The organism is Marininema mesophilum, from assembly GCF_900106775.1.
Lineage (GTDB): Bacteria > Bacillota > Bacilli > Thermoactinomycetales > DSM-45169 > Marininema > Marininema mesophilum.
Map to the genome: position 1 here is coordinate 61,377 of NZ_FNNQ01000012.1, position 20,467 is coordinate 81,843.

At 45.1% G+C, this 20,467-nt stretch carries 20 protein-coding genes; 16 read left to right on the forward strand and 4 right to left on the reverse strand.

What is annotated here, in order from left to right; translation table 11 throughout:
* Nucleotides 1-56: 56 nt before the first annotated feature.
* From BLV90_RS11920 to BLV90_RS11930, 3 genes are all read left to right on the forward strand, one after another.
* Nucleotides 57-758 carry an ABC transporter ATP-binding protein gene (locus BLV90_RS11920; protein WP_091741232.1) on the forward strand — a complete coding sequence of 234 codons (702 nt, stop codon included), beginning with the start codon at nt 57-59 and terminating at the stop codon, nt 756-758.
* Between the two features lie 10 nt (nt 759-768).
* Nucleotides 769-2,046 carry an ABC transporter permease gene (locus tag BLV90_RS11925; RefSeq protein ID WP_091741235.1) on the forward strand — a complete coding sequence of 426 codons (1,278 nt, stop codon included), beginning with the start codon at nt 769-771 and terminating at the stop codon, nt 2,044-2,046.
* A gap of 109 nt (nt 2,047-2,155) precedes the next feature.
* A complete protein-coding gene (locus BLV90_RS11930; protein ID WP_091741238.1) occupies nt 2,156-2,806 on the forward strand; it encodes a peroxiredoxin in 651 nt (216 codons plus the stop codon).
* 156 nt (nt 2,807-2,962) lie between these two features.
* On the opposite strand, the gene BLV90_RS11935 is transcribed toward BLV90_RS11930, so the two are convergent.
* Nucleotides 2,963-3,511 (reverse strand): DUF2062 domain-containing protein, encoded by a 549-nt coding sequence (locus BLV90_RS11935; protein ID WP_091741241.1) that lies wholly within the window; start codon nt 3,509-3,511, stop codon nt 2,963-2,965.
* A gap of 448 nt (nt 3,512-3,959) precedes the next feature.
* Here BLV90_RS11935 and BLV90_RS11940 point away from each other — a divergent pair, with 448 nt between their 5' ends.
* Genes BLV90_RS11940 through rbsB form a run of 5 tightly spaced genes read left to right on the forward strand, consistent with a single transcriptional unit; the run spans nt 3,960 to nt 9,285 of the window.
* A complete protein-coding gene (locus tag BLV90_RS11940; protein WP_091741244.1) occupies nt 3,960-4,979 on the forward strand; it encodes a LacI family DNA-binding transcriptional regulator in 1,020 nt (339 codons plus the stop codon).
* Entirely contained in the window at nt 4,957-5,871 is a 915-nt protein-coding gene (gene rbsK / locus BLV90_RS11945; protein ID WP_245726344.1) for a ribokinase, read from the forward strand. Before BLV90_RS11940 ends, rbsK begins: the two co-directional genes overlap by 23 nt.
* The gene (locus BLV90_RS11950; RefSeq protein WP_245726345.1) at nt 5,858-7,390 is read left to right on the forward strand and encodes a sugar ABC transporter ATP-binding protein; all 1,533 of its coding nucleotides are present in this window, start codon (nt 5,858-5,860) and stop codon (nt 7,388-7,390) included. Before rbsK ends, BLV90_RS11950 begins: the two co-directional genes overlap by 14 nt.
* A 4-nt stretch (nt 7,391-7,394) precedes the next feature.
* On the forward strand, nt 7,395-8,333 hold the full coding sequence (locus BLV90_RS11955; protein ID WP_091741390.1) for an ABC transporter permease: 939 nt from the start codon (nt 7,395-7,397) through the stop codon (nt 8,331-8,333).
* Nucleotides 8,334-8,367: 34 nt separating this feature from the next.
* Entirely contained in the window at nt 8,368-9,285 is a 918-nt protein-coding gene (gene rbsB / locus BLV90_RS11960; RefSeq protein ID WP_091741247.1) for a ribose ABC transporter substrate-binding protein RbsB, read from the forward strand.
* A gap of 90 nt (nt 9,286-9,375) precedes the next feature.
* Here the strand turns inward: rbsB and BLV90_RS11965 are convergent, their stop codons facing one another.
* Nucleotides 9,376-9,642 carry a hypothetical protein gene (locus BLV90_RS11965; RefSeq protein WP_091741251.1) on the reverse strand — a complete coding sequence of 89 codons (267 nt, stop codon included), beginning with the start codon at nt 9,640-9,642 and terminating at the stop codon, nt 9,376-9,378.
* A gap of 232 nt (nt 9,643-9,874) precedes the next feature.
* Between BLV90_RS11965 and msrA the strand changes: the two genes are divergently transcribed.
* The 3 genes from msrA (at nt 9,875) to trxB (ending at nt 12,449) form a co-directional block, all read left to right on the forward strand.
* Nucleotides 9,875-10,345 carry a peptide-methionine (S)-S-oxide reductase MsrA gene (gene msrA / locus BLV90_RS11970; protein WP_091741255.1) on the forward strand — a complete coding sequence of 157 codons (471 nt, stop codon included), beginning with the start codon at nt 9,875-9,877 and terminating at the stop codon, nt 10,343-10,345.
* A 443-nt stretch (nt 10,346-10,788) separates the two neighbouring features.
* Nucleotides 10,789-11,397 carry a class I SAM-dependent methyltransferase gene (locus BLV90_RS11975; RefSeq protein ID WP_091741393.1) on the forward strand — a complete coding sequence of 203 codons (609 nt, stop codon included), beginning with the start codon at nt 10,789-10,791 and terminating at the stop codon, nt 11,395-11,397.
* 101 nt (nt 11,398-11,498) lie between these two features.
* Entirely contained in the window at nt 11,499-12,449 is a 951-nt protein-coding gene (trxB, locus tag BLV90_RS11980) for a thioredoxin-disulfide reductase (protein ID WP_091741258.1), read from the forward strand.
* A gap of 95 nt (nt 12,450-12,544) precedes the next feature.
* On the opposite strand, the gene BLV90_RS11985 is transcribed toward trxB, so the two are convergent.
* Nucleotides 12,545-13,453 carry a 1,4-dihydroxy-2-naphthoate polyprenyltransferase gene (locus BLV90_RS11985; RefSeq protein WP_425433891.1) on the reverse strand — a complete coding sequence of 303 codons (909 nt, stop codon included), beginning with the start codon at nt 13,451-13,453 and terminating at the stop codon, nt 12,545-12,547.
* Between the two features lie 266 nt (nt 13,454-13,719).
* On the opposite strand from BLV90_RS11985, the gene menD reads away from it, so the two are divergent.
* The 3 genes from menD (at nt 13,720) to menB (ending at nt 17,189) form a co-directional block, all read left to right on the forward strand.
* A complete protein-coding gene (menD, locus tag BLV90_RS11990; protein ID WP_281242030.1) occupies nt 13,720-15,504 on the forward strand; it encodes a 2-succinyl-5-enolpyruvyl-6-hydroxy-3-cyclohexene-1-carboxylic-acid synthase in 1,785 nt (594 codons plus the stop codon).
* Nucleotides 15,504-16,307 (forward strand): 2-succinyl-6-hydroxy-2,4-cyclohexadiene-1-carboxylate synthase, encoded by an 804-nt coding sequence (gene menH, locus BLV90_RS11995; protein ID WP_091741261.1) that lies wholly within the window; start codon nt 15,504-15,506, stop codon nt 16,305-16,307. The genes menD and menH overlap by 1 nt, the downstream gene beginning before the upstream one ends.
* A 63-nt stretch (nt 16,308-16,370) precedes the next feature.
* Nucleotides 16,371-17,189 carry a 1,4-dihydroxy-2-naphthoyl-CoA synthase gene (gene menB, locus BLV90_RS12000; protein WP_091741400.1) on the forward strand — a complete coding sequence of 273 codons (819 nt, stop codon included), beginning with the start codon at nt 16,371-16,373 and terminating at the stop codon, nt 17,187-17,189.
* A gap of 91 nt (nt 17,190-17,280) precedes the next feature.
* Here menB and sugE read toward each other — a convergent pair whose 3' ends face one another.
* Complete coding sequence (gene sugE, locus BLV90_RS12005) at nt 17,281-17,601, reverse strand: quaternary ammonium compound efflux SMR transporter SugE (protein ID WP_091741264.1); 321 nt, start codon at nt 17,599-17,601, stop codon at nt 17,281-17,283.
* A 233-nt stretch (nt 17,602-17,834) separates the two neighbouring features.
* On the opposite strand from sugE, the gene BLV90_RS12010 reads away from it, so the two are divergent.
* Nucleotides 17,835-19,343: an o-succinylbenzoate--CoA ligase gene (locus BLV90_RS12010; protein WP_245726347.1), complete on the forward strand. Its 1,509-nt coding sequence runs from the start codon at nt 17,835-17,837 to the stop codon at nt 19,341-19,343.
* Entirely contained in the window at nt 19,340-20,455 is a 1,116-nt protein-coding gene (gene menC / locus BLV90_RS12015; RefSeq protein WP_245726348.1) for an o-succinylbenzoate synthase, read from the forward strand. The genes BLV90_RS12010 and menC overlap by 4 nt, the downstream gene beginning before the upstream one ends.
* Nucleotides 20,456-20,467: the final 12 nt, after the last annotated feature.

Genomic DNA, 20,467 nt, shown 5'->3' on the forward strand with positions numbered 1-20,467 from the left:
ATGGAATTTCATGTTCATGATAAATCAATGAGATCTAAGAGGATCGTGGTGAAAATATGTCCATTCTAGAAGTGGAAAAGTTAAGTGTATGTTATGAGGGGAAGGAAAACGCCGTCAATGATCTTTCTTTTAGCTTGGAATCTGGAGAGTTGATGGGTTTAATTGGGCCCAATGGAGCTGGAAAGAGTACAACCATTCGTGCAATCCTAGGGTTAATTAATAAAACAAGGGGAGAAGTAAGGGTGAATGGGGAGAATCACCGGTACGGATACATCCCCGAACATCCGGTTTTATATAAAGATTTAACGTTATGGGAGCACTTGGAACTATTAGCTACCACCTATGAGATTCCGAAGGAGACTTATGAAAAAGAGGCGGGAAGCTTTCTGTCCCGTTTTGATCTGAGCGATGCAAAGCACCATCTGCCGGTGGGCTTCTCAAAAGGGATGAAACAAAAGGTGATGCTTATGATTGCCTTTTTGATGAAGCCGGATCTATATATTGTGGATGAACCCTTTATTGGATTAGATCCAAAGGCAACAAAAGAATTGATAAAACTATTAAATGAAGAGAAAGAGCGCGGGGCTGGGATTTTAATGTGTACCCATGTATTAGATACTGCTGAAAAAATCTGCGATACCTTTTTGCTATTGGATCATGGGCAAGGTGTGGCACAGGGAGATTTAAAAAGTTTACAGGAGCAAGCTGGTATTCGGGGCGGGGGATTATTAGATTGTTTTGATCAATTAACTTCATGAGGAGGATGAAATGTCTCCAGCAAGGTGCTATCGAAAACGACGAAAACTAGAAAGAATCTATAATTTTCGTACTTGGAAAACAGTGATTGATTGGGTAGTTGCTGTCTATTTTATTGTTCCTGCAGTGGTGATTTTTGGTGAGCGCTATATATCTTGGTTGAAAGATGCCCCCCATTGGTTTTCTAATTTCTCACCGTGGCATTTCCTAGCTGGGTTTTATTTGCTTGCAAGTATGAGGAAGCTTCGGTTACAGATTGAGGAAGCAGATCAGTTATTCATTATTCAGCAGAAAGACTGGTTAAAGCGTTTTATTACATGTGCTCTCCTACATCAAATCCTCAGGGAACTATGGACAGTGATTGTAATCTTCTTAGTGATGTTCCCTGTGTTGGTGAAAGAGTTCCATCTGGATAGTCTCTTACTTTTAAGCTTATTATTATATTGTTGGCTGGCAAGGGTGAGTCTTGTATTTGCAGGTAACTTGATCTACACACGAGTTAGAAGCTGGAAGAAGCATTTATATGAGATTTCATATTTTTTGGTTAGTGGTAGTCTATTTGTCATCGTCGGGACATGGGGGCTGAAGAATCCTTGGATACTGTGCTTTACCTGCATAGTCTTAGCTTGTGCTCTTTATATACAGGTTCATAGTCGTATTGCGCAAAGAGGGACGTTTTTAATCGATATCGAGATAGAGAAAGAAGAACGTTCCAAATGGAATAAGTTCTTACTCGAAGTAGGGCAACAGATCGACCCTCCCTCTGGAGGAGCGCGTAAAAAGCCTTGGATTTTCCCTCAATCAGGGCGGATATTTCCCAAGCGAACTGGTACGAATATTGTAACAGAAAATGTTTTTAAGGCTTTGATGCGCAATAGACAGATGTTGCTAGAATTTGGGCAATTAGTGGGGGTTTCTCTATTTGCATTGATACAAGTACCTATGTGGATGGGGTGGTGTTTGTGGGTCGTTTTTGCAATCATTTTCACCTTCTGGGGCAGGATGTTTTGGAAGAAGGTTTCCACATCCCCCTTTTTTTCTACTTGGATTTCTGATACCGCCCTCTTTATCAGCGCCTATGAGCGGTTTCTTTTTCTGGCGGTATGTTTAGGGTACCTCCCTCTCTCTATTTTCTTCGGAGCGATGCATTATGGGTGGATGGGAGCTTTAGGAATGCCTATATTAGGTGGAGTGATTGGGCGGATCATGGCTAGTATCTTTACACTTGTGCAACCCCTTTCTCGAGTAAGGAGAAAAGAGAGAGTAACTGACAAAGTAGATTACTCCTAGGGTGGAAGCTAAACCGAACAAAGTCATGAAAAATAGGGTCATGGGAGAAAGACTTGTACCATAGGTATGGTAATGGATAAACAAGTAACACTTCTAAAGGAGGAAGCCCATGACTGAGTCTAGTGGTACACCTTTGCCAAAGATTGGGGATCCAGCTCCGCTTTTTACTGCAAAAACAACCATGGGAGAAATTCGGCTTGCTGATTATAGAGGGAAGTGGGTTATCTTATTCTCCCATCCAGCGGACTTTACCCCTGTTTGCACGACAGAATTTATTGCTTTTTCACGGAACCATGCAGAGTTTAAACGGCGCAATGCTCAACTATTGGGTCTCTCAATAGATAGCTTACCTGCCCACTTAGCATGGATGAATAATATCCGTGAGAAGATGGGGGTAGAGGTTCCTTTTCCTCTCATTGCAGATCTGACAACGACAGTCGCTTCTCTTTATGGCATGATCCACCCTGGTGCGGATGAAACGGCTACGGTTCGATGTGTCTTTATCATCGATCCAAAGCAAATGATTCGTGCTATAATTTATTATCCACTAAATGTAGGGCGTAATATTGCAGAGATCTTACGTCTATTGGATGCTTTGCAGACAGCCGATGGGAATGGAGTAGCCCTACCTGCGGATTGGCGCCCCGGTGACAAGGTAATCGAGCCAGCACCCCAACATATGGATGATGTTAAATTGCGATTTCAAGGGGATCTAAGAGGAACGGATTGGTATCTAAAGCGGAAAAAGCTAGAAGATTAAGGTATAAGAAGAAGCCCCCGAGGAATCGGGGGCTTTCGCAATCATGGGGAACGGAGTAAATGAGGGTGAATGGGGATGATTTCAAGGTATACATACCAAGGGAAGCGACGATATTGTCGAGGTGATGGATAGGGGTGCACATGCTCTTTTGCGGGTTTAGCAAAGACTAGTAGACTGTTTGGAAGAGCGCTTTTTTAGTCGGTTTTTCTGTTGCTTCTCGTACAAGTAGTAAATCACAAAATAGGAAGCGACCCCCAAGATCAGACCAAAGATTGACATCCCGATGAGGATATGAAGACCACTGTGTAAAATGTTGTACAATATTTGAAAATTCCCAGTGAAGATTTCGGTAATCTCGGAGAGGGAGTACTCTTGGATCCCGCTTCCACTAGGTTGTATGGGGCTGATCCAACTGCCGATGATTTTGGCGAAGGGTAAAAGAAGAATCGGTAAGAAAGTAAGCTTACCAATGATATTGCCAATGATCGCAGCAGGGAGAGAAGCACGCGAGAGTCGTACAATAGGATAAAAGATAAGATAGATGAGCGAGGCGGTACAGAGTACGATCATTTCTAATCCAAACCCGATGGCAAAGCCGCGTGCGACTTTTTTAGCACCTTCAGGAGATCGGAAAAGTCGAATAAATTGGTAGCGAAAAGCACGCTTGAGACGTTGAGTCCATGAGTGTTTTTGATTTTGGTGCATCACAGGCAACCTTCCGTTTCGCTGTAGGGTAGGTTCGGTAAAATTGCTTCCTCCTTTATTCTAACAGAGAGACAGCTTTCGTCAAAAGCCAAAAACAGAATATGGAACTTTCCCTGTATAAAGAAAGGTGCTTTTGTTAGGTTTATACAAGGTACATAGATGATAAATGATACCGAAGAGCGATAATCTCAATCCAAATGAAGGAGATATGGTAGACACTTGCACGAATTTTAGTGTAATCTTAATTCAGACGAGTGCATTTTATTAAAAATTTTTGATGATATGACTTGTCAAGTTTTGTCGATTTGAAGCGATTCTTCTGTTTTTATGGCTAGAGAAAAAATCAAGGAAGAATTTCGTGTCATTTTTCCTTGACACCGAAAAGAATACAAGTGTAGCCTATTTGTAACTGGAAATAAGAAAATATTACATATGAAAAGTGGTGTATATGACAACGATCCACGAAGTGGCAAAACAGGCTCGGGTATCTGTCGCTACTGTTTCTCGTATTCTCAATGAGACTGGCTATGTGCGATCCACAGTTAAGGCCCGTGTACGGCAGGTGATTCGGGAAATGAATTATAAGCCAGAAGTGACTCGTTATGAATCCATTGATTCACAGACGGCGACGATAGCGATGATTCTCCCAGACATCAGTAATCCCTTTTTCGCTGAATTGGCGAGAGCAGTAGAGGATGCGGCACGGGAATATGATTACACAGTTATTTTATGCAATTCAGATGATTTCGGGTTTAGAGAGAAAACCTATATTCATCTTTTGCATAGACGAGCGGTAGAAGGGATTATTTTTGTCTCTCGAACACTTGGAGAGAGGGAGATGACATTGATGGAGGAGCAGGGACTACCCTTTGTTCTTCTGGATCGTACGCCTCGGATTGGGGATACATCTGTCATTCGCTCAAACAATGTAGATGGGGCTCGGATAGCTGTTCGCCATCTCTTGGAAGTAGGTTGCCAGAGAGTGGCTCATATCGCAGGTCCAGTCGAATTGATTCCAGCAATGGAAAGGCATAGGGGGTATCTAGACGAAGTAGAGTCTTTGTCATGGTTTCATCCTAGTTGGATTGTACCTGGAGGATTTTCTGTTGCTGGGGGGATGAAAGCTACCCAATTGTTGCTGGAGAGATTTCCTGATATGGATGGCATCTTTGCTGGCAATGATTTGATGGCTGTCGGTGCTCTTAAAGCCCTCCATCGCGCTGGAGTCGATGTGCCTTTCCAAGTGGCTTTGTGCGGTTTTGACGGGATCTCTGTGACGGCATTAACAGAACCAGAATTGACGACCGTAGCCCAGCCCATTGAGGAATTTGGAAAAGTAGCGGTTTCAGAACTAATGCTTCGGATTAAGGGTGAGGAGGTTGTATCTCCAGTTGAAGAATTGGAGGTTACATTATTGAAGCGGGATTCGACAAGGAGGATTCAAGGTGTCAGTGGTAGTGGTAGGTAGCTTAAATATGGATGTTGTCGTCTGTGCTTCTCGCCGCCCGCGAATTGGAGAAACAATCCATGGAGAGGAGGTGTATATGGTCCCTGGTGGGAAAGGGGCAAATCAAGCGGTTGCTTCTTCACGCTTGGGGGCAAAGACGACGATGATTGGGGCGGTTGGTTCAGATCCTTTTGGTGAAACGTTGCGGGATGCTTTGTTGAAGGAAGGTATTAATATAGAAGCCTTGCATTCTCTGCCCGATCAAACCACAGGGGTAGCTTCCATCCTCCTAGCTGAAGGGGATAACTCAATTGTCGTGGTTCCTGGTGCTAACGGTCTCCTTACCCCTAAAGATGTAGAAGGGGCCAGAGAGTATATCGAAGCTGCGGATATCCTCCTTCTGCAATTGGAGATTCCTATTGAGAGCGTAATGATAGCAGCTAAGATTGGGCGACAAGCGGGAACTCGAGTGATTCTCAATCCAGCTCCTGCGAAGGAGCTACCGAAGGAATTATTGGTGAATGTGGATCTCCTCACTCCAAATGAGTCAGAACTTCAGTTGTTAAGTGGATGCTCCCTAGACAAGATGGGGTTGCGTGAGGCAATGCAGAAGTTGTTGGAGATGGGGGTAAAAGGTGTAGTTACTACCCTCGGTGCAGATGGGGCGGCCATATTAGAACTAGGGGGTGAATTTAAGCACTTACCAGGAAAGAAAGTAGTTGATGTGGTGGATACGACTGGTGCAGGAGATGCCTTTAATGCGGGGTTGGCCTGTGCGTTAGCTGAGGGCAAGTCGCTTTTAGAAGCGGTAGATTTTGCTGGGAAGACAGCGTCATTAGCCATTACTAAATTAGGAGCACAGGCAGGTATGCCCGTGCGATCAGAGGTTGATAAGTTAGATGAATCATATTGAGAGAGGGATTACGATTACAGCGCCTCTTTTATCGATGGTTGGAATCCACAAATCCTTTGCACGTGTCCATGTACTCAAACATGTGGACTTTACATTGCAGGCGGGGGAGATCCATGCTCTGCTTGGGGAGAATGGTGCTGGCAAGTCCACACTGATTAAAGTCCTTAGTGGAATCTATTCTGCAGATCAGGGAAGGATTCACATCGATGGGAAAGAGCAAGTCTTCAAATCTCCTCGAGCAGCACTTGTGGCTGGAGTAGGTGTGATTCATCAAGAATTTAATCTTGTTCCTCATCTTAGTATCTGTGAAAATATATTTCTCGGTAGAGAGCATCTCTTTGGGCGTGGCTGGATTCGTTGGCGAAAAATGAGAAGAGAGGCGCTCCTTTGGCTAGAGAAAATTGGACTCCTTGTGGATCCCTCCTGCAAAGTAGGAGAACTATCCATTGGTCAACAACAAATGGTAGAGATCGCTAAAGCCCTCTCCTTTGATGCGCAGATTCTTGTCTTAGATGAACCGACAGCGGCTTTAACACAGTCTGAGAAGAAAGCCCTCTTTGCGACCCTCTGTAGACTACGTGAGAAACAAGTTGGAATGATCTACATCTCCCATCGATTAGAAGAGATCGAAGAACTTTGTGATCGCATCACCGTGTTGCGTAATGGGGAGTCGATTGGCACACGTATGACGAAAGAGACTTCGATGGATGAGTTGGTAGGTCTGATGGTTGGGAGAAAGATCCAAGAGCAATTTCCCCGAGAGCTGACTATCAAGCAGCCAGCGGAGCGTCTTCGTGTTGAAGGACTTACTCAACAGGGTAAAGTGTCTCAGGTTTCCTTTAGTATCCAAGCAGGGGAGATTCTTGGCATGGCTGGTCTTATCGGTGCAGGTAGAACAGAGATGGCCAATCTCCTTTTTGGAGTTCAGAAACAGGACGCTGGAGAGATATGGCTTGATGGGAAGCAGATTCGTATTCGTCATCCTCGGGATGCAATTCAAGCAGGATTGGCTTATGTAACGGAGGATCGGAAGGGAGAAGGATTAGTTCTCTCCCGTTCAGTAAAGGAAAACTTTACTCTCCCTTCCTTGGCTTCCTTTACTAAAGGCGGTTTCATTCGTAAACAGCAAGAAAATGAAATGGCTGAGAAGCTGATGAGACAACTTGGCATACGCTCAACGGGTATCGAGCAGAAAGTGGGCTTTCTCTCTGGGGGGAACCAGCAAAAGGTAGCCATCGGAAAATGGTTGCTCCATCAGCCAAAGGTATGGATCTTAGATGAGCCCACCCGTGGGGTGGATATTGGAGCAAAGAGAGAAATCTATCAGCTGATTAATCAACTGACAGAGCAGGGAATGGCGATTTTGCTCATCTCCTCTGATCTACCCGAAGTCCTAGGGATGAGTGATCGGATATTAGTGATGCGAGAAGGTAAGCGTGTCGCTCTATTCAACCGAGAGGATGCAGATGAAGAAAAGGTGATGCAAGCTGCCTCAGGAGGGGGAAGCCTTCTTGCATAGGGAGATGAAAGCGCGGGATCTACGCGTTAGTTGGCTACAAAAAATGGGGCCGTTAGCGGGTTTGCTACTAATCATTATTCTGCTATCGACGATTAGCCATGATTTTCTGAGTATGTCGAATATTTTCAACGTACTTCGACAAATTTCGATCAATGCTCTTCTCGCCTTTGGGATGACTCTGGTCATTTTGACAGGTGGGATTGATCTTTCGGTAGGATCGATCCTTGCCCTATCTGGAGTGCTTACAGCAGGAATGATGGGAATGGGGATCGAGCCATGGTTAGCTTCATTGATCGGCATCATAGCTGGAGCTGTAATGGGATCGATCAACGGTCTTTTGATTACGAAAGGAAGGGTTGCTCCCTTTATTGCTACTTTAGCTACCATGTCACTCTTTCGTGGATTAACGCTCGTCTATAGCGAAGGACGACCAATCATCAGTGATGATTATTCTTTTGTAATAATGGGACAAGGGTATTTTCTAGAAATTCCTATCCCAGTTATCTGGATTCTCATTTGCTTCTTTGTGCTAGGGTTCATCTTAAAAAATACTCCCTTCGGTCGCCATATCTATGCCCTGGGGGGGAATGAAGAGGCTGCCTTACTTGCAGGAATTCGAACAGTTGGAGTGAAAGTTGCTGTCTATACCCTCAGTGGAATTTTTGCAGCCTTGGCAGGGATCATACTCACTGCTCGTCTTAGTTCCGCTCAGCCTACAATGGGGACAGGGTATGAACTTTCTGCTATCGCGGCAGTAGTCCTTGGGGGTACCAGTTTAACTGGAGGTAAGGGCTGGATTACTGGTACCCTAATCGGTGCTATGATCATCGGTGTGCTAGATAATGGGTTAAATTTGCTAAACGTCTCTTCTTTTTATCAGCAGGTTGTTAAAGGTGCAGTCATCCTCATCGCGGTTTTATTGGATCGTTCGCAAAAAACGTGAATGGAATCAACATTTTCTCTAGGAGGTAAGAATGATGAAGAAAATAAGTGGGTTCCTTATGGTTGCGTTGCTTGTATCGGGGATGTTAGTGGGATGTACATCAAAGTCTGCACTCGAGAACGAGAAGAAAGATAAAGAGTTGAAAGTAGGTTTCTCTCTTTCAACACTAAATAATCCATTTTTCGTTAGCCTGCGCGATGGAGCACAAAAAGAAGCTAAGCAAAAAGGAGCAGAGCTAATTGTAGCAGACGCGCAAGATGATACAGCAAAACAAGCTAGCGATGTAGAAGATCTTATCCAGAAAAAAGTAGATATCCTGTTAATTAACCCTACGGATAGTAAGGCCGTTGCTGCGGCTATCCGGTCAGCAAACAAAGCAAAAATCCCTGTAATTACAGTGGATCGTGCAACAGAGGGAGGGAAGGTCCTCTCTCATATCGCTTCAGATAATGTTGAAGGTGGAAAGATGGCTGGAAAATATATGCTCGATCAACTTGGGGATAAAGGGAAAGTGATTGAGTTGGAAGGAATCCCAGGAACAACTGCGGCTCGTGATCGTGGGCAAGGATTTCACAAAGCTCTTCAAGGCCATAACAAAGTGAAAATCCTAGCTTCCCAACCGGCAAACTTCGAACGAGCAAAGGGTCTTAGTGTGATGGAGAATCTATTGCAAAGAGAAAAGGATGTCCAGGCAGTGTTTGCTCATAATGATGAAATGGCTCTTGGCGCATTAGAGGCCATCCGTGCAGCAAAAAAAGAGATCATGGTTGTAGGGTTTGATGCTACAGAGGATGCTGTCAAGGCAGTGAAAAAAGGAACTCTATCAGCTACTATCGCCCAAAAACCAGAGGAAATTGGTAAACAAGCTGTGGATATCTCTATGAGAGCGTCCAAAGGAGAAAAGGTGAAAGAGTTTTATCCAGTATCACTGAAATTGGTGACGAAGAAGTAAGGGAATGAGCAAACATGTTTTGGAACAACAAAAAAACCGCTCGGGTAGCCGAATCGGTTTTTTTGTTGTTCTTTATGTTGGTTAAGGGTCTTACTTAGGTACAGCTTTAATGTGGCCTTCCTGCTCCGTTGGTGCAACACGATGAACACGTTCTTTTAACTGCCTTGTTTCATTGAGGCTATGCCAGTCATTAAAAAGATTCCGTACCTGCTTCTCTGCTCGAGAAGCAAGTTTTTCACCTACAATCTCATGGAAACGATCTTCCATTGCATCAAGGATTTTTTCTTCACGAGAGTTTAGGCACATGACTATGATTTCACGTTCACTTTGGGAAATTTCTAGTGGTTTGGATCCCAAAAAGGTCAACCTCCTCAAAAAAAATGCCATATAGTTAGTGTACATGAAATATTTCATTTGCGGAACCCAATGATTATTTTGGATCTCTTGGTATTTATAAAGAGGTATAGGAATTTTCATCGTAATTCTCTCTAATATTTCAATAATGCGATTGGTAAAGTCGGTTTATTGCTATCTAGTGAACCCTTAGGTATGATGAGAGAAAACGTAATGGTGGAAGGAGTGGAGTCTTTTGGCACGTGCTACTTTTGGAGCAGGCTGTTTCTGGGGCGTGGAGGAACTTTTTCGGAGGATCGAAGGTGTTACCGCTACCGCAGTCGGATACATGGGCGGGAAGAAGGAGAACCCCACCTATCAAGAGGTTTGTACCGATAAAACAGGCCATGCTGAGGTAGTAGATATAGAGTTTGAGCCGTCCATTGTCTCCTATGAAGAGCTTTTAAATATATTTTGGGAGAATCACAACCCGACGACACTCAATCGCCAAGGCCCGGACATGGGTAGCCAATACCGTTCAGTCGTCTTTTATCATACACCCGAGCAGATGGAAGCCGCCGAAAAAGCAAAACGTGAACTGGATGCCTCAGGGAGCTGGAAAGATCCTATCGTTACTGTGATTGAAGAAGCTCCTACCTTTTATCGTGGAGAAGAATATCACCAACGTTACTTACAAAAGAGAAGCCAGTCTTCCTGCCAGATTTGAAACAAAAACAATCCCCGCTTCGCTGAATAGCGAAGCGGGGATTGTTTTGCTATACAATGGCAAGAGGCCAGATCGTAAGCAAAGAAAGAGCGATAAAGAACACATTGAACAGGGCGTTTAACCAAGGGAATGTAGTAAACCTAGATAGAAAGGGTCTCCCCATGAAACCTCTCCTCCTTAAGACAAGGCATCCTTCCTTGTAAGGTATGGAGGGGCTTTTTTGCGGGTGCATCATATGAGAAGAATGTGCTCCTTAACGTGTCAGCGTGTTGTATTGTATGCCAGGGCTGTTGATTAACCAGATATTTGGATAACAAATACACCTGACTATATGTTATCATTGGAACTTAATTTATATATTAAACAAACAATTTTCTATGGAAATAAGTAGACAGACACTTTAGAGTCGTTCTAGTTGAAAGGGTGAGTTTTTGTTGACATGGATGACTGATTCATTGGAGTTTTTGAAGGGTTTTCTTCGCGCGCCTCGTCAAGTAGGGAGTATTATTCCTAGCTCTCCTTTTCTTGTTCGTTCGATGCTGAATGTCGTCGATAGGGAAAAAATGGATACGGTGGTGGAGTTGGGGGCGGGTACTGGTGTCATTACTAAATCATTGATTCGTCAATTATCGTCAGATGCACAACTATACATTTTTGAAAAAGATCCAAGGTTATGTTTCTTATTGGAACAGGAATTTCCTGAGCTTTATTTGACAACCAATGCAGAAGAGTTGGGACGTGTGCTGAACCAGTATGGGAATGGACACGCCGATATCATCCTTTCTTCGCTCCCCTTTGCTAATTTTCCACAAGCGAAACGTACTGAGATATTGGATCAGATTCAGGCACATCTATCTCCTGATGGAGTTTTTGTCGCTTATCAGTATTCTTTACAGATGAAGTCACTATTACAGAGGCGTTTTCGCAGTGTTGAAGTCAAATTTGTTCCTTTGAACATTCCTTCGGCATTTGTATACGTGTGTAAAGAACCATATGAAAGGGTAATGAGGGTTAACGGTGAGCAATTAGTGGAACAGTTAAATGTAGGTTGATTATACAAGGGAGTTACCGATATTTACAATAGGTACCCCTACCGGGTATAATATCACAAAGAGTGGTTTTTGACGTGTAATGAGGAGGTTGAAAATAAACTATGCATAAAGTAATTATTCTAGGTACTGGCCCAGCTGGATTGACAGCAGCGATCTATCTTGCCCGTGCTAATATGGCTCCTGTGGTTATTGAAGGTCCAGAACCAGGTGGTCAACTAACAACAACAACAGATGTAGAAAACTTCCCGGGTTTTCCAGATGGAATTATGGGACCAGAATTAATGGATAACATGCGTAAGCAGGCAGAACGCTTTGGAGCAGAGTTTAAAAGAGGGTGGGTTACAGAAGTCGATCTCTCTAAGCGGCCGTTCACCCTTTCAGTGGATAGTTTGGGAGAGGTAAAAACGGAAGCGCTTGTTCTCTCTACCGGTGCATCAGCGAAGCTCTTAGGAATTCCTGGAGAGAAAGCGAATATGGGACAAGGGGTTTCTACTTGTGCGACCTGTGATGGATTTTTCTATCGTGGTAAAAAGATCGCAGTCATCGGTGGTGGGGATTCTGCAATGGAAGAGGCTACCTTTCTGACCAAATTCGCCTCGGAGGTCACCGTGGTTCATCGTCGTGAAGAACTACGTGCCTCAAAAATTATGCAGGATCGTGCACGTGAAAACGAAAAGGTGAAATGGGCCTTAAATCGAACTCCGATTGAAGTAGTGAAAAAGGATGAGGGTGGAGTAAAAGGGCTGAAAGTAAAGAACAGCGAAACGGGTAAAGAAGAACTAATCGAAGTGGATGGGATCTTCATTGCCATTGGCCACAATCCGAATACTAAGTTCCTTGGCGGTCAAGTAACCATGGATGAACTAGGCTATATCGAGGTAGAGCCTGGTACAACCAAAACCAGTGTCGAGGGTGTATTCGCTTGTGGTGACGTGCAGGATCATATCTATCGGCAAGCAATTACTGCTGCTGGTACGGGTTGTATGGCAGCGATGGATACGGAGAAATTCCTGGAGGGTGAGGCTGTGATTGATTGGAGCCAAAGCCTTTAAGTATAGTCATGAATAATCAAAAAGAGTCTGTCCAAGGTGTGTGAGTACTTTGGGCAGGCTCTTTTTAGATCGTACCTATAGGTGATGGAAGAGTGTTAAAGGATTAGGGCATCTAATGTGAGTCCAATAGCGAGTAAAATACCAAACAGTGAATTTAACTGTGCAGTTGCTCCCATTGCTGGCATCATTTCCACATTGGTACGACGACCAGCAAACCCCTGTACTGCGCCTACTGCCTTGGTCACACTGAGCAGGACGAGTAATAGAGTAGGAGAGAATAAACCGAGGATGACTAAAGCAATCACCCAGAGGTAAGAGACGATAAACATCCCCGCAAGGAAGCGGACGGCCCCTTCATGCCCAAGGAGGATCGCAAGGGTTTTTCGTCCATTTTTTTTGTCGCCTTCACGGTCGCGGATGTTGTTCGCCATCAGGATCGCGCCTACAAGAATAGAAGTGGGGATCGAGATGAGGATGCTTAATTGTGTGATCGCATCCGTCTGGATAAAAAAAGCGATTTGGATGATGATCAGACCCATGAAAAATCCAGCTACACCTTCACCGAAGGGAGTATAAGCAATTGGCCATGGCCCTCCAGTATAAAAGTATCCTGCTGCGATACAGATTACACCGATGACTGCGAGCCACCAACTAGTAGCACTACAGATATAGATGCCGAGCAGTACGGCAATCACACAACAGGTAATGGCGATATTCATCACGGTTTGCGGAGAAATTCCATACCGGACGATAGCACCACCGATGCCTACAGAGTCTTTATTATCCAGCCCCCGTTTGTAATCGTAGTACTCATTAAACATGTTGGTGGCACACTGAATCAAAACTGAGGCGAGCAACATGGCAAGAAAGAGTGGGAGTTGAATTTCGTTGATTTCAAGGGCGAGTGCTGTTCCTATTAAAACAGGGACGAAGGAGGCAGTTAAGGTATGGGGGCGTAATAACTGCCACCAGACTCGCCATCTAGCGTGTTGGTTCAAGGGAATCTCTCCTTTAGGATTCAGCAAGGAAAAGTAGGTGCAACTGAACGAAAACCATTATACCTCTCTCCTCTCCTTCTGGAAACTCTGTAATAGAAAGAACGACTTGGATCAACCATTCTCCCTTTGTAGAAATGAATACTCCATTCCTGTATACTGGAGGTGGCGTAAACTCGGATAAGAAAACGAGAGGTTTTCTCGAGAGAAGAAATTATCGAGAAGGCGAAGGGGAGTAGTTGGTCCCTTGCTATCAGTATTGGGAGATGGGATTGTTGCAAGATTATATCGTAGATTTGACAGGTTATACGGGGGCCTTCGTCGATGAATTAGTGATGAGTGGTGTCACTGAGGTGATTATAAGTCCAGGCTCCCGTTCGACACCATTGGCGATGGTCATGGCGAACCATCCAGGCCTTAATATAAAAATGCATGTAGATGAGAGATCGGCTGGTTTTTTTGCCCTGGGTTTGGCGAAGGCTTCCAGGAAACCGGTTGCATTGTTATGTACATCAGGGACAGCAGCAGCCAATTATTATCCCGCTGTGGTTGAAGCGAAGCTCGCTCGCGTACCCTTAGTTGTATTGACGTCAGATCGCCCTCATGAATTAAGGGATGTGGGTGCTCCGCAGGCCATTGATCAGCTGGGGATGTTTGGCTCCCATGTCAAGTGGTTTGCGGAGATGGCTTTACCAGAAGCTTCAGCATCTATGCTTCGTTATGCTCGAACGATGGCAGCCCGTGCAACCAAAACGGCATCCATAGGTCCCGCAGGACCTGTCCACCTCAACTTTCCTTTTCGTGAACCATTGGTACCCGATGTAACATCACAAGGTATGTTCACAGGCGGGAGACGATCTAGTAAAAGGGATTTTTATATTCACATCACTACAGGGGACCGCAAACTAGATTCCTTTATTTTGGATGAATGGGCTAGTGAATTAGCAGAGGTTGAGAGAGGTTTAATTATCTGTGGACCCCAGGAAGATCCTTTACTAGGCAAAGCTCTTGTTCACTTAGCGGAGTCTCTCCGCTGGCCAATCTTGGCAGACCCGTTATCTCAACTGCGTCGCGGGGAGCATAAAAATGGATGGGTGATAGATAGCTATGATGCTTTTCTTCGCCATCCAGTGATCAAGGAACGCGCTGTGCCAGAGGTGGTGATCCGTTTTGGTGCGATGCCTGTTTCAAAAGCCCTTCTCTTATTCCTGGGGCAGTTTCGCGATTGTCGTCAACTTGTTGTAGATCCGGATGGTGGTTGGCGGGAACCTACATTATCTGCGACAGAGATGATTTATAGTGATCCCGACCATTTTGCTAAAGAAGTGGCGAAGCGGGTATCAGCCATCGATCCAAAAAGACAGGGCAACTGGTCTGAGAATCTACTTGAATTAGATGCGCGAACGCGAGCAGGAATGGTTGCTAGTAGTGTTCAGATAGAGGGACTCTTTGAAGGGCGGGTATTTACTGAATTAGGAAAAACCATGCCTGATGGAAGTTTACTCTTTACTGGGAATAGCATGCCTGTGAGGGATATGGATAGCTTCTTCACTAAAGAAGGCGCGATGGTATGGGGAATGGCCAATCGTGGAGCCAATGGCATCGATGGGGTGACTTCAACAGCCTTGGGTGCTGCATTAGTCCAATCGCCGACGGTGCTCGTCCTGGGGGACCTTTCTTTTTATCACGATCTAAATGGGCTTCTTGCTGCTAAGCTTCATACCATCAATATCACCATTATTGTTATCAATAATGGTGGAGGGGGGATCTTCTCCTTCCTGCCCCAGGCGAAAGAGGCGGATCAAGTTGCCTTTGAAACGTTGTTTGGTACTCCGCTTGGATTGGATTATGAGCCTGTAATTACTATGTATGGTGGCTCCTTTACGCGTATTTCCAGTTGGGAGGAGTTCCATAATGCATTGCAAAAAAGCATGGATGGTAAAGGGATGCACGTCATCGAGATTCCCACCGATCGTACTGATAATGTATCCACTCATCGCGCCATCTGGGAAAATGTTCATCAATCCTTGGATCCATGGCTGGCAGAGGTGAGTTTCTGATGGAGATTCGCGTCCATGGGCTTCGATATCAAGTACAGATAGCAGGAGAAGGCCCTGCCCTTCTTTTGCTGCATGGGTTTACCGGGGCAGGGGATAATTGGCTTCCTTTATTGCCTGTTTTTACTCCTCACTTTCGGACCATCCGAGTGGATCTGATAGGTCATGGAGGGACAGAATCCCCAGGAGATCTGGAGCGATATCGAGTAGAACCAGCCGCTGCGGACCTAGCGGCAATCCTTGATGAGTTAGGAGAGAAAAGCGTTCTCCTTCTAGGGTACTCTATGGGTGGAAGGCTGGCGCTTTCCTTTGCCATGTTGTATCCTGAGCGGGTTGAGCGCTTGTTACTAGAGAGTAGCTCCCCGGGTCTGGCATCCTCAGAGGAGCGTAGAAAACGACGACAAAGTGATGAGGTCCTAGCTAATCGGATTGAGACCTCAGGATTAGAAGCCTTCGTTGATAGCTGGGAGAAGATCCCCCTTTTTGCCAGTCAGCAGGGGTTACCCCAGACGGTCCGTGATGAAATCCGAAAACAGAGGCTAGCTAACAATCCTGTAGGTCTTGCCAACAGTCTTCGAGGGATAGGTACAGGAGCTCAGCCTTCTTGGTGGGATAAGTTACCCCAGTTGAAGATACCGGTGATGTTGCTTGTAGGAGAGAAAGACACCAAATTTCGTCATATTGGCGAAGAGATGATTAAACGACTCCCTGATGCACGATTGGAAAACATTCCTTTATCAGGGCATACGATCCACGTGGAACAAACCCGACTCTTTGGTACAATAGTGATGGACTTCCTTGAATAGGAGGGTTCATATTCTGTATCGCTTTGTGTGGGAACACTTGGCGAGTTGATGGAGGGAAGTAAGATGACTGTAGAATGGAAAGTTGTACGCCAATACGAAGATATTATGTATGAACATCATGAAGGTGTTGCAAAAATCACCATTAATCGTCCGGAAGTACATAATGCCTTCCGTCCGCAAACGGTAATGGAACTAATCGATGCGTTTTCCCGTGCTCGTGACGATTCTGACATAGGGGTTATTATTCTAACCGGTGCAGGAGGAAAGGCGTTCTGCTCAGGTGGTGACCAATCCGTACGCGGTCATGGGGGCTATGTGGGTGAGGACCAAATCCCTCGCTTAAACGTATTGGATCTGCAACGCTTAATTCGAATGACCCCAAAACCTGTTATCGCCATGGTGGCAGGCTATGCTATTGGTGGAGGCCATGTGTTGCATGTCGTATGTGATTTGACGATTGCTGCTGATAACGCCGTTTTTGGTCAAACAGGCCCCAAAGTAGGTAGCTTTGATGCAGGTTATGGTGCTGGATATCTAGCTCGTATTGTTGGCCACAAGAAAGCTCGGGAAATTTGGTATCTATGCCGCCAGTATAATGCACAGGAAGCTGAAGATATGGGCTTGGTCAACACCGTCGTACCATTGGAACAGCTGGAGGAGGTTACGCTACAATGGTGTGATGAAATCCTTTCAAAATCTTCCACGGCTCTTCGTTTCTTGAAGGCTTCTTTCAATGCAGATACTGATGGATTAGCAGGCCTTCAGCAACTGGGTGGTGACGCTACTCTCCTTTACTACACAACGGATGAAGCGAAGGAAGGCCGCGATGCCTTTAAGGAAAAACGGAAACCAGAATTCGATAAGTTCCCACGTTTTCCTTAAACCCAAGCTGTACTAAGACAAGAAACCCCTGCGCTTAAGCAGGGGTTTTTGATTAGGCTATAAATGAAAATGATAAATCCTTCTTATGGTCTTACTCAGGCGTAGTTACTTTGAGACCAAGAATACTAACGACGATTAAGGAAAGAAAAAGGATACGCAGAACATCGCGAGATTCCCCAAAGGCGATCATACCGACAATGATAGTCCCTAGGATACCGATTCCTGTCCAGACTGCGTAAGCAGTACCAATAGGAAGGGTTTTTAACGAGAGAGAAAGGAGGATGAGACTGATAGTCATAGCAACGAGGGTGATCAAACTAGGAAGTGGCTTGCTAAAACCTTGGGTGTATTTTAATCCGATGGCCCATACGATTTCAAATAAACCAGCTACTATAAGATAGATCCATGACATAATTTTTATTTAACCACCCTTTGCTTTTTTCTTCTTTGATTATAGTATAGAATTATACTTATTATAAATGATATTACCCTTTTTAAACAGGGAATAAACATTGCTCCAACGAGTGAAAGTAATCGGTATACCTAGTTTTTATCTTCTTAGTAGAAGTAGGGCTTTTTCTTTGGAAAAGATATAATAGAGGAGAAGTCGTAACCTGTGTTTTTGTGAAAGGGGCTTGTTAATTGATGCAATCTCCCCAGATGAAGATGCCCCTGTGGCTAGATAAACGAGCGTTTCTCACCCCGGAAAGACCCGCTATAGAAGTGAATGGTGAAAAATGGAACTGGGCGTGGTTGAACAAGGAAGCTAAGGGAATTGCCCGTCGGCTTGGGAGTATCGGGGTTAGTAAAGGGGAGCGTGTGGCTCTCCTGATGGATAATAGTTTGAACATGGTGGCCGTGATTCATGCACTTTCCTACATTGGTGCCATCTTAGTGCCCCTAAACAACCGCTTGGCGGCGCCGGAGATCACATGGCAGCTGTTAGATGCAGAGGCGAAGCTCTTGCTCTATGATAGCGCATTTCAGGAGAAGGTAGCTCAAGTGGATGTTGATAAGACGAAAGTAATGGCGTGGAGTGAGATGCTAACCTATGTAGAAACGGATATCGATTTGCAAACTCATATTGAGTTAAGTGATATTCATACGATTATGTACACTTCTGGAACAACAGGACGTCCCAAAGGGGTGATCCTAACCTATGGGAATCATTGGTGGAGTGCGACATCATCGATGCTTAATTTGGGATTGAATACCGAGGATCGATGGCTGGTATGTACTCCGATGTTTCATATGAGTGGTCTATCGATATTGTTGCGTTCGGTGGTGTATGGGATCACCGCTGTGATTCATAAAGATTTTGATCCGGTGAAGGTGAATCAGGCGATTTTGCAAGAAGGGGTTACGATGGTTTCTGTGGTTAGTGCCATGTTATCGCGAATGATTGAGGGCGTGACGATGGAGGGATATCCCGATCATTTTCGGTGTATGTTGCTTGGCGGTGGACCAGCCCCGCGCCCATTACTGGAGAAATGTCGGGAACGAGGAATTCCAGTGTTTCAGACCTATGGGATGACAGAGACAGCTTCCCAGGTGGTAACTCTTTCCCCAGAGGATAGCCTGCAAAAGCTTGGTTCAGCGGGGAAGGCCTTATTTCCTACTGAATTGCGTATTGTAATGGGGATGAAGGATGTAGCTCCTGGAGAAGAGGGAGAGATACTCCTTCGTGGTTTCAATGTGACGCAAGGTTATTGGAAGCGACAGGATGCCACAGAAAAAGCGATTCAGGAAGGGTGGTTTCGTACAGGAGATATCGGACGATTAGATGAAGAAGGTTATCTATATGTGTTGGACCGACGAAGTGATCTCATCATTTCTGGCGGAGAAAATGTATACCCAGCAGAGATTGAAGCAACACTTCTTTCCCATTCAGCAGTGGTAGAAGCGGGGGTAACAGGAGTTCCTGATGATCGGTGGGGGGAAGTTGCTATAGGTTTTGTGTGTGTAAGTCAGGAGAAAAATGTAGCAGAACAGGAGTTAATCCTTTACTGCGAAAATCGGCTTGCTCGTTACAAAATTCCGAGGCGGATCTATTTTGTGAAGGAATTACCACGAAATGCGGCAAATAAGTTGATGCGCCGTCAATTGCTTCATCTTCTTTCTAGAAAACAGGATGAGGGGGTGAATGAGGAGTGAAGATCAATCAGATTGACTTTCATCACCTAGGCATGCGCTTAAAAGCTCCCTTTGCCAACAGCCTCACCACGATCCAGGATCGTGAGTTGATTCTCATAGAGATAAGAGATGAGGATGGTGTAGTTGGCTGGGGAGAATGTGTAGCTTTTTCTTCTCCATGGTATACGGAAGAAACCTGTGGTACAGCATGGCAGGTAATGGGTGAATTTCTAGTACCTCTATTGCTAGGAGAAATCATCGATCATCCTGGAGAGGTAAATGAGCGTTTTTCTATCTATCGGTACAATTCGATGGCAAAGGCGGCTTTAGAAGGAGCCGTATGGGACCTATGGGCGAAAAGAGAAGGCCGCTCTCTCGCTGCGACTTTAGGTGGGGTGAGGGAATATGTGGCTGCCGGTGTTGCAGTAGGTGCGCAGGGCTCTGTACAGGATATGATCGAGTTGGTACGACAACGGGTAGAAGAAGGGTATCAGCGGGTGAAAGTGAAAATCCAACCGGGCGCAGATTTAGAGGTACTAGGCCCATTGCGCAAAGCATTTCCTCATTTACCCTTGATGGCAGATGCCAACTCCGCCTATAGTCTTAAGGATATCGACCGCTTGAAAGCACTGGATGAGTTTCAGCTATTAATGGTTGAACAACCCCTTGCAGTGGATGACATCATGGACCATGCAAAACTTCAAGAGAGAATCAACACCCCTATTTGTCTAGATGAAAGTATCACGTCTTTTGAGGATGCACGCCGGGCAGTTGAATGGGGAAGCTGTCAGGTGATTAATGTGAAATTGGGGCGTGTTGGTGGCATTTCTGAGGCAATGCGTATTCATGAGCTGGCGATGCAAAGAGAGATCCCTCTGTGGTGTGGTGGGATGCTAGAGTCAGGGATTTCTCGTTCACAGCATATTGCCTTAGCCTCATTACCTGGCTTCACATTGCCAGGGGATCTGTCTGCCTCTTCTCGTTATTGGAGTAAAGATATCATCACTCCAGAAACTTTTGTCAAGAACGGACTAATCCATGTACCGACCGGTCCTGGTATTGGGGTTCATGTTAATTATGAACAGGTTGAAGCTGTACGGATAAGATCGCAAAGGTTTCAAGCAACGAAATAAAAGAAACGATAG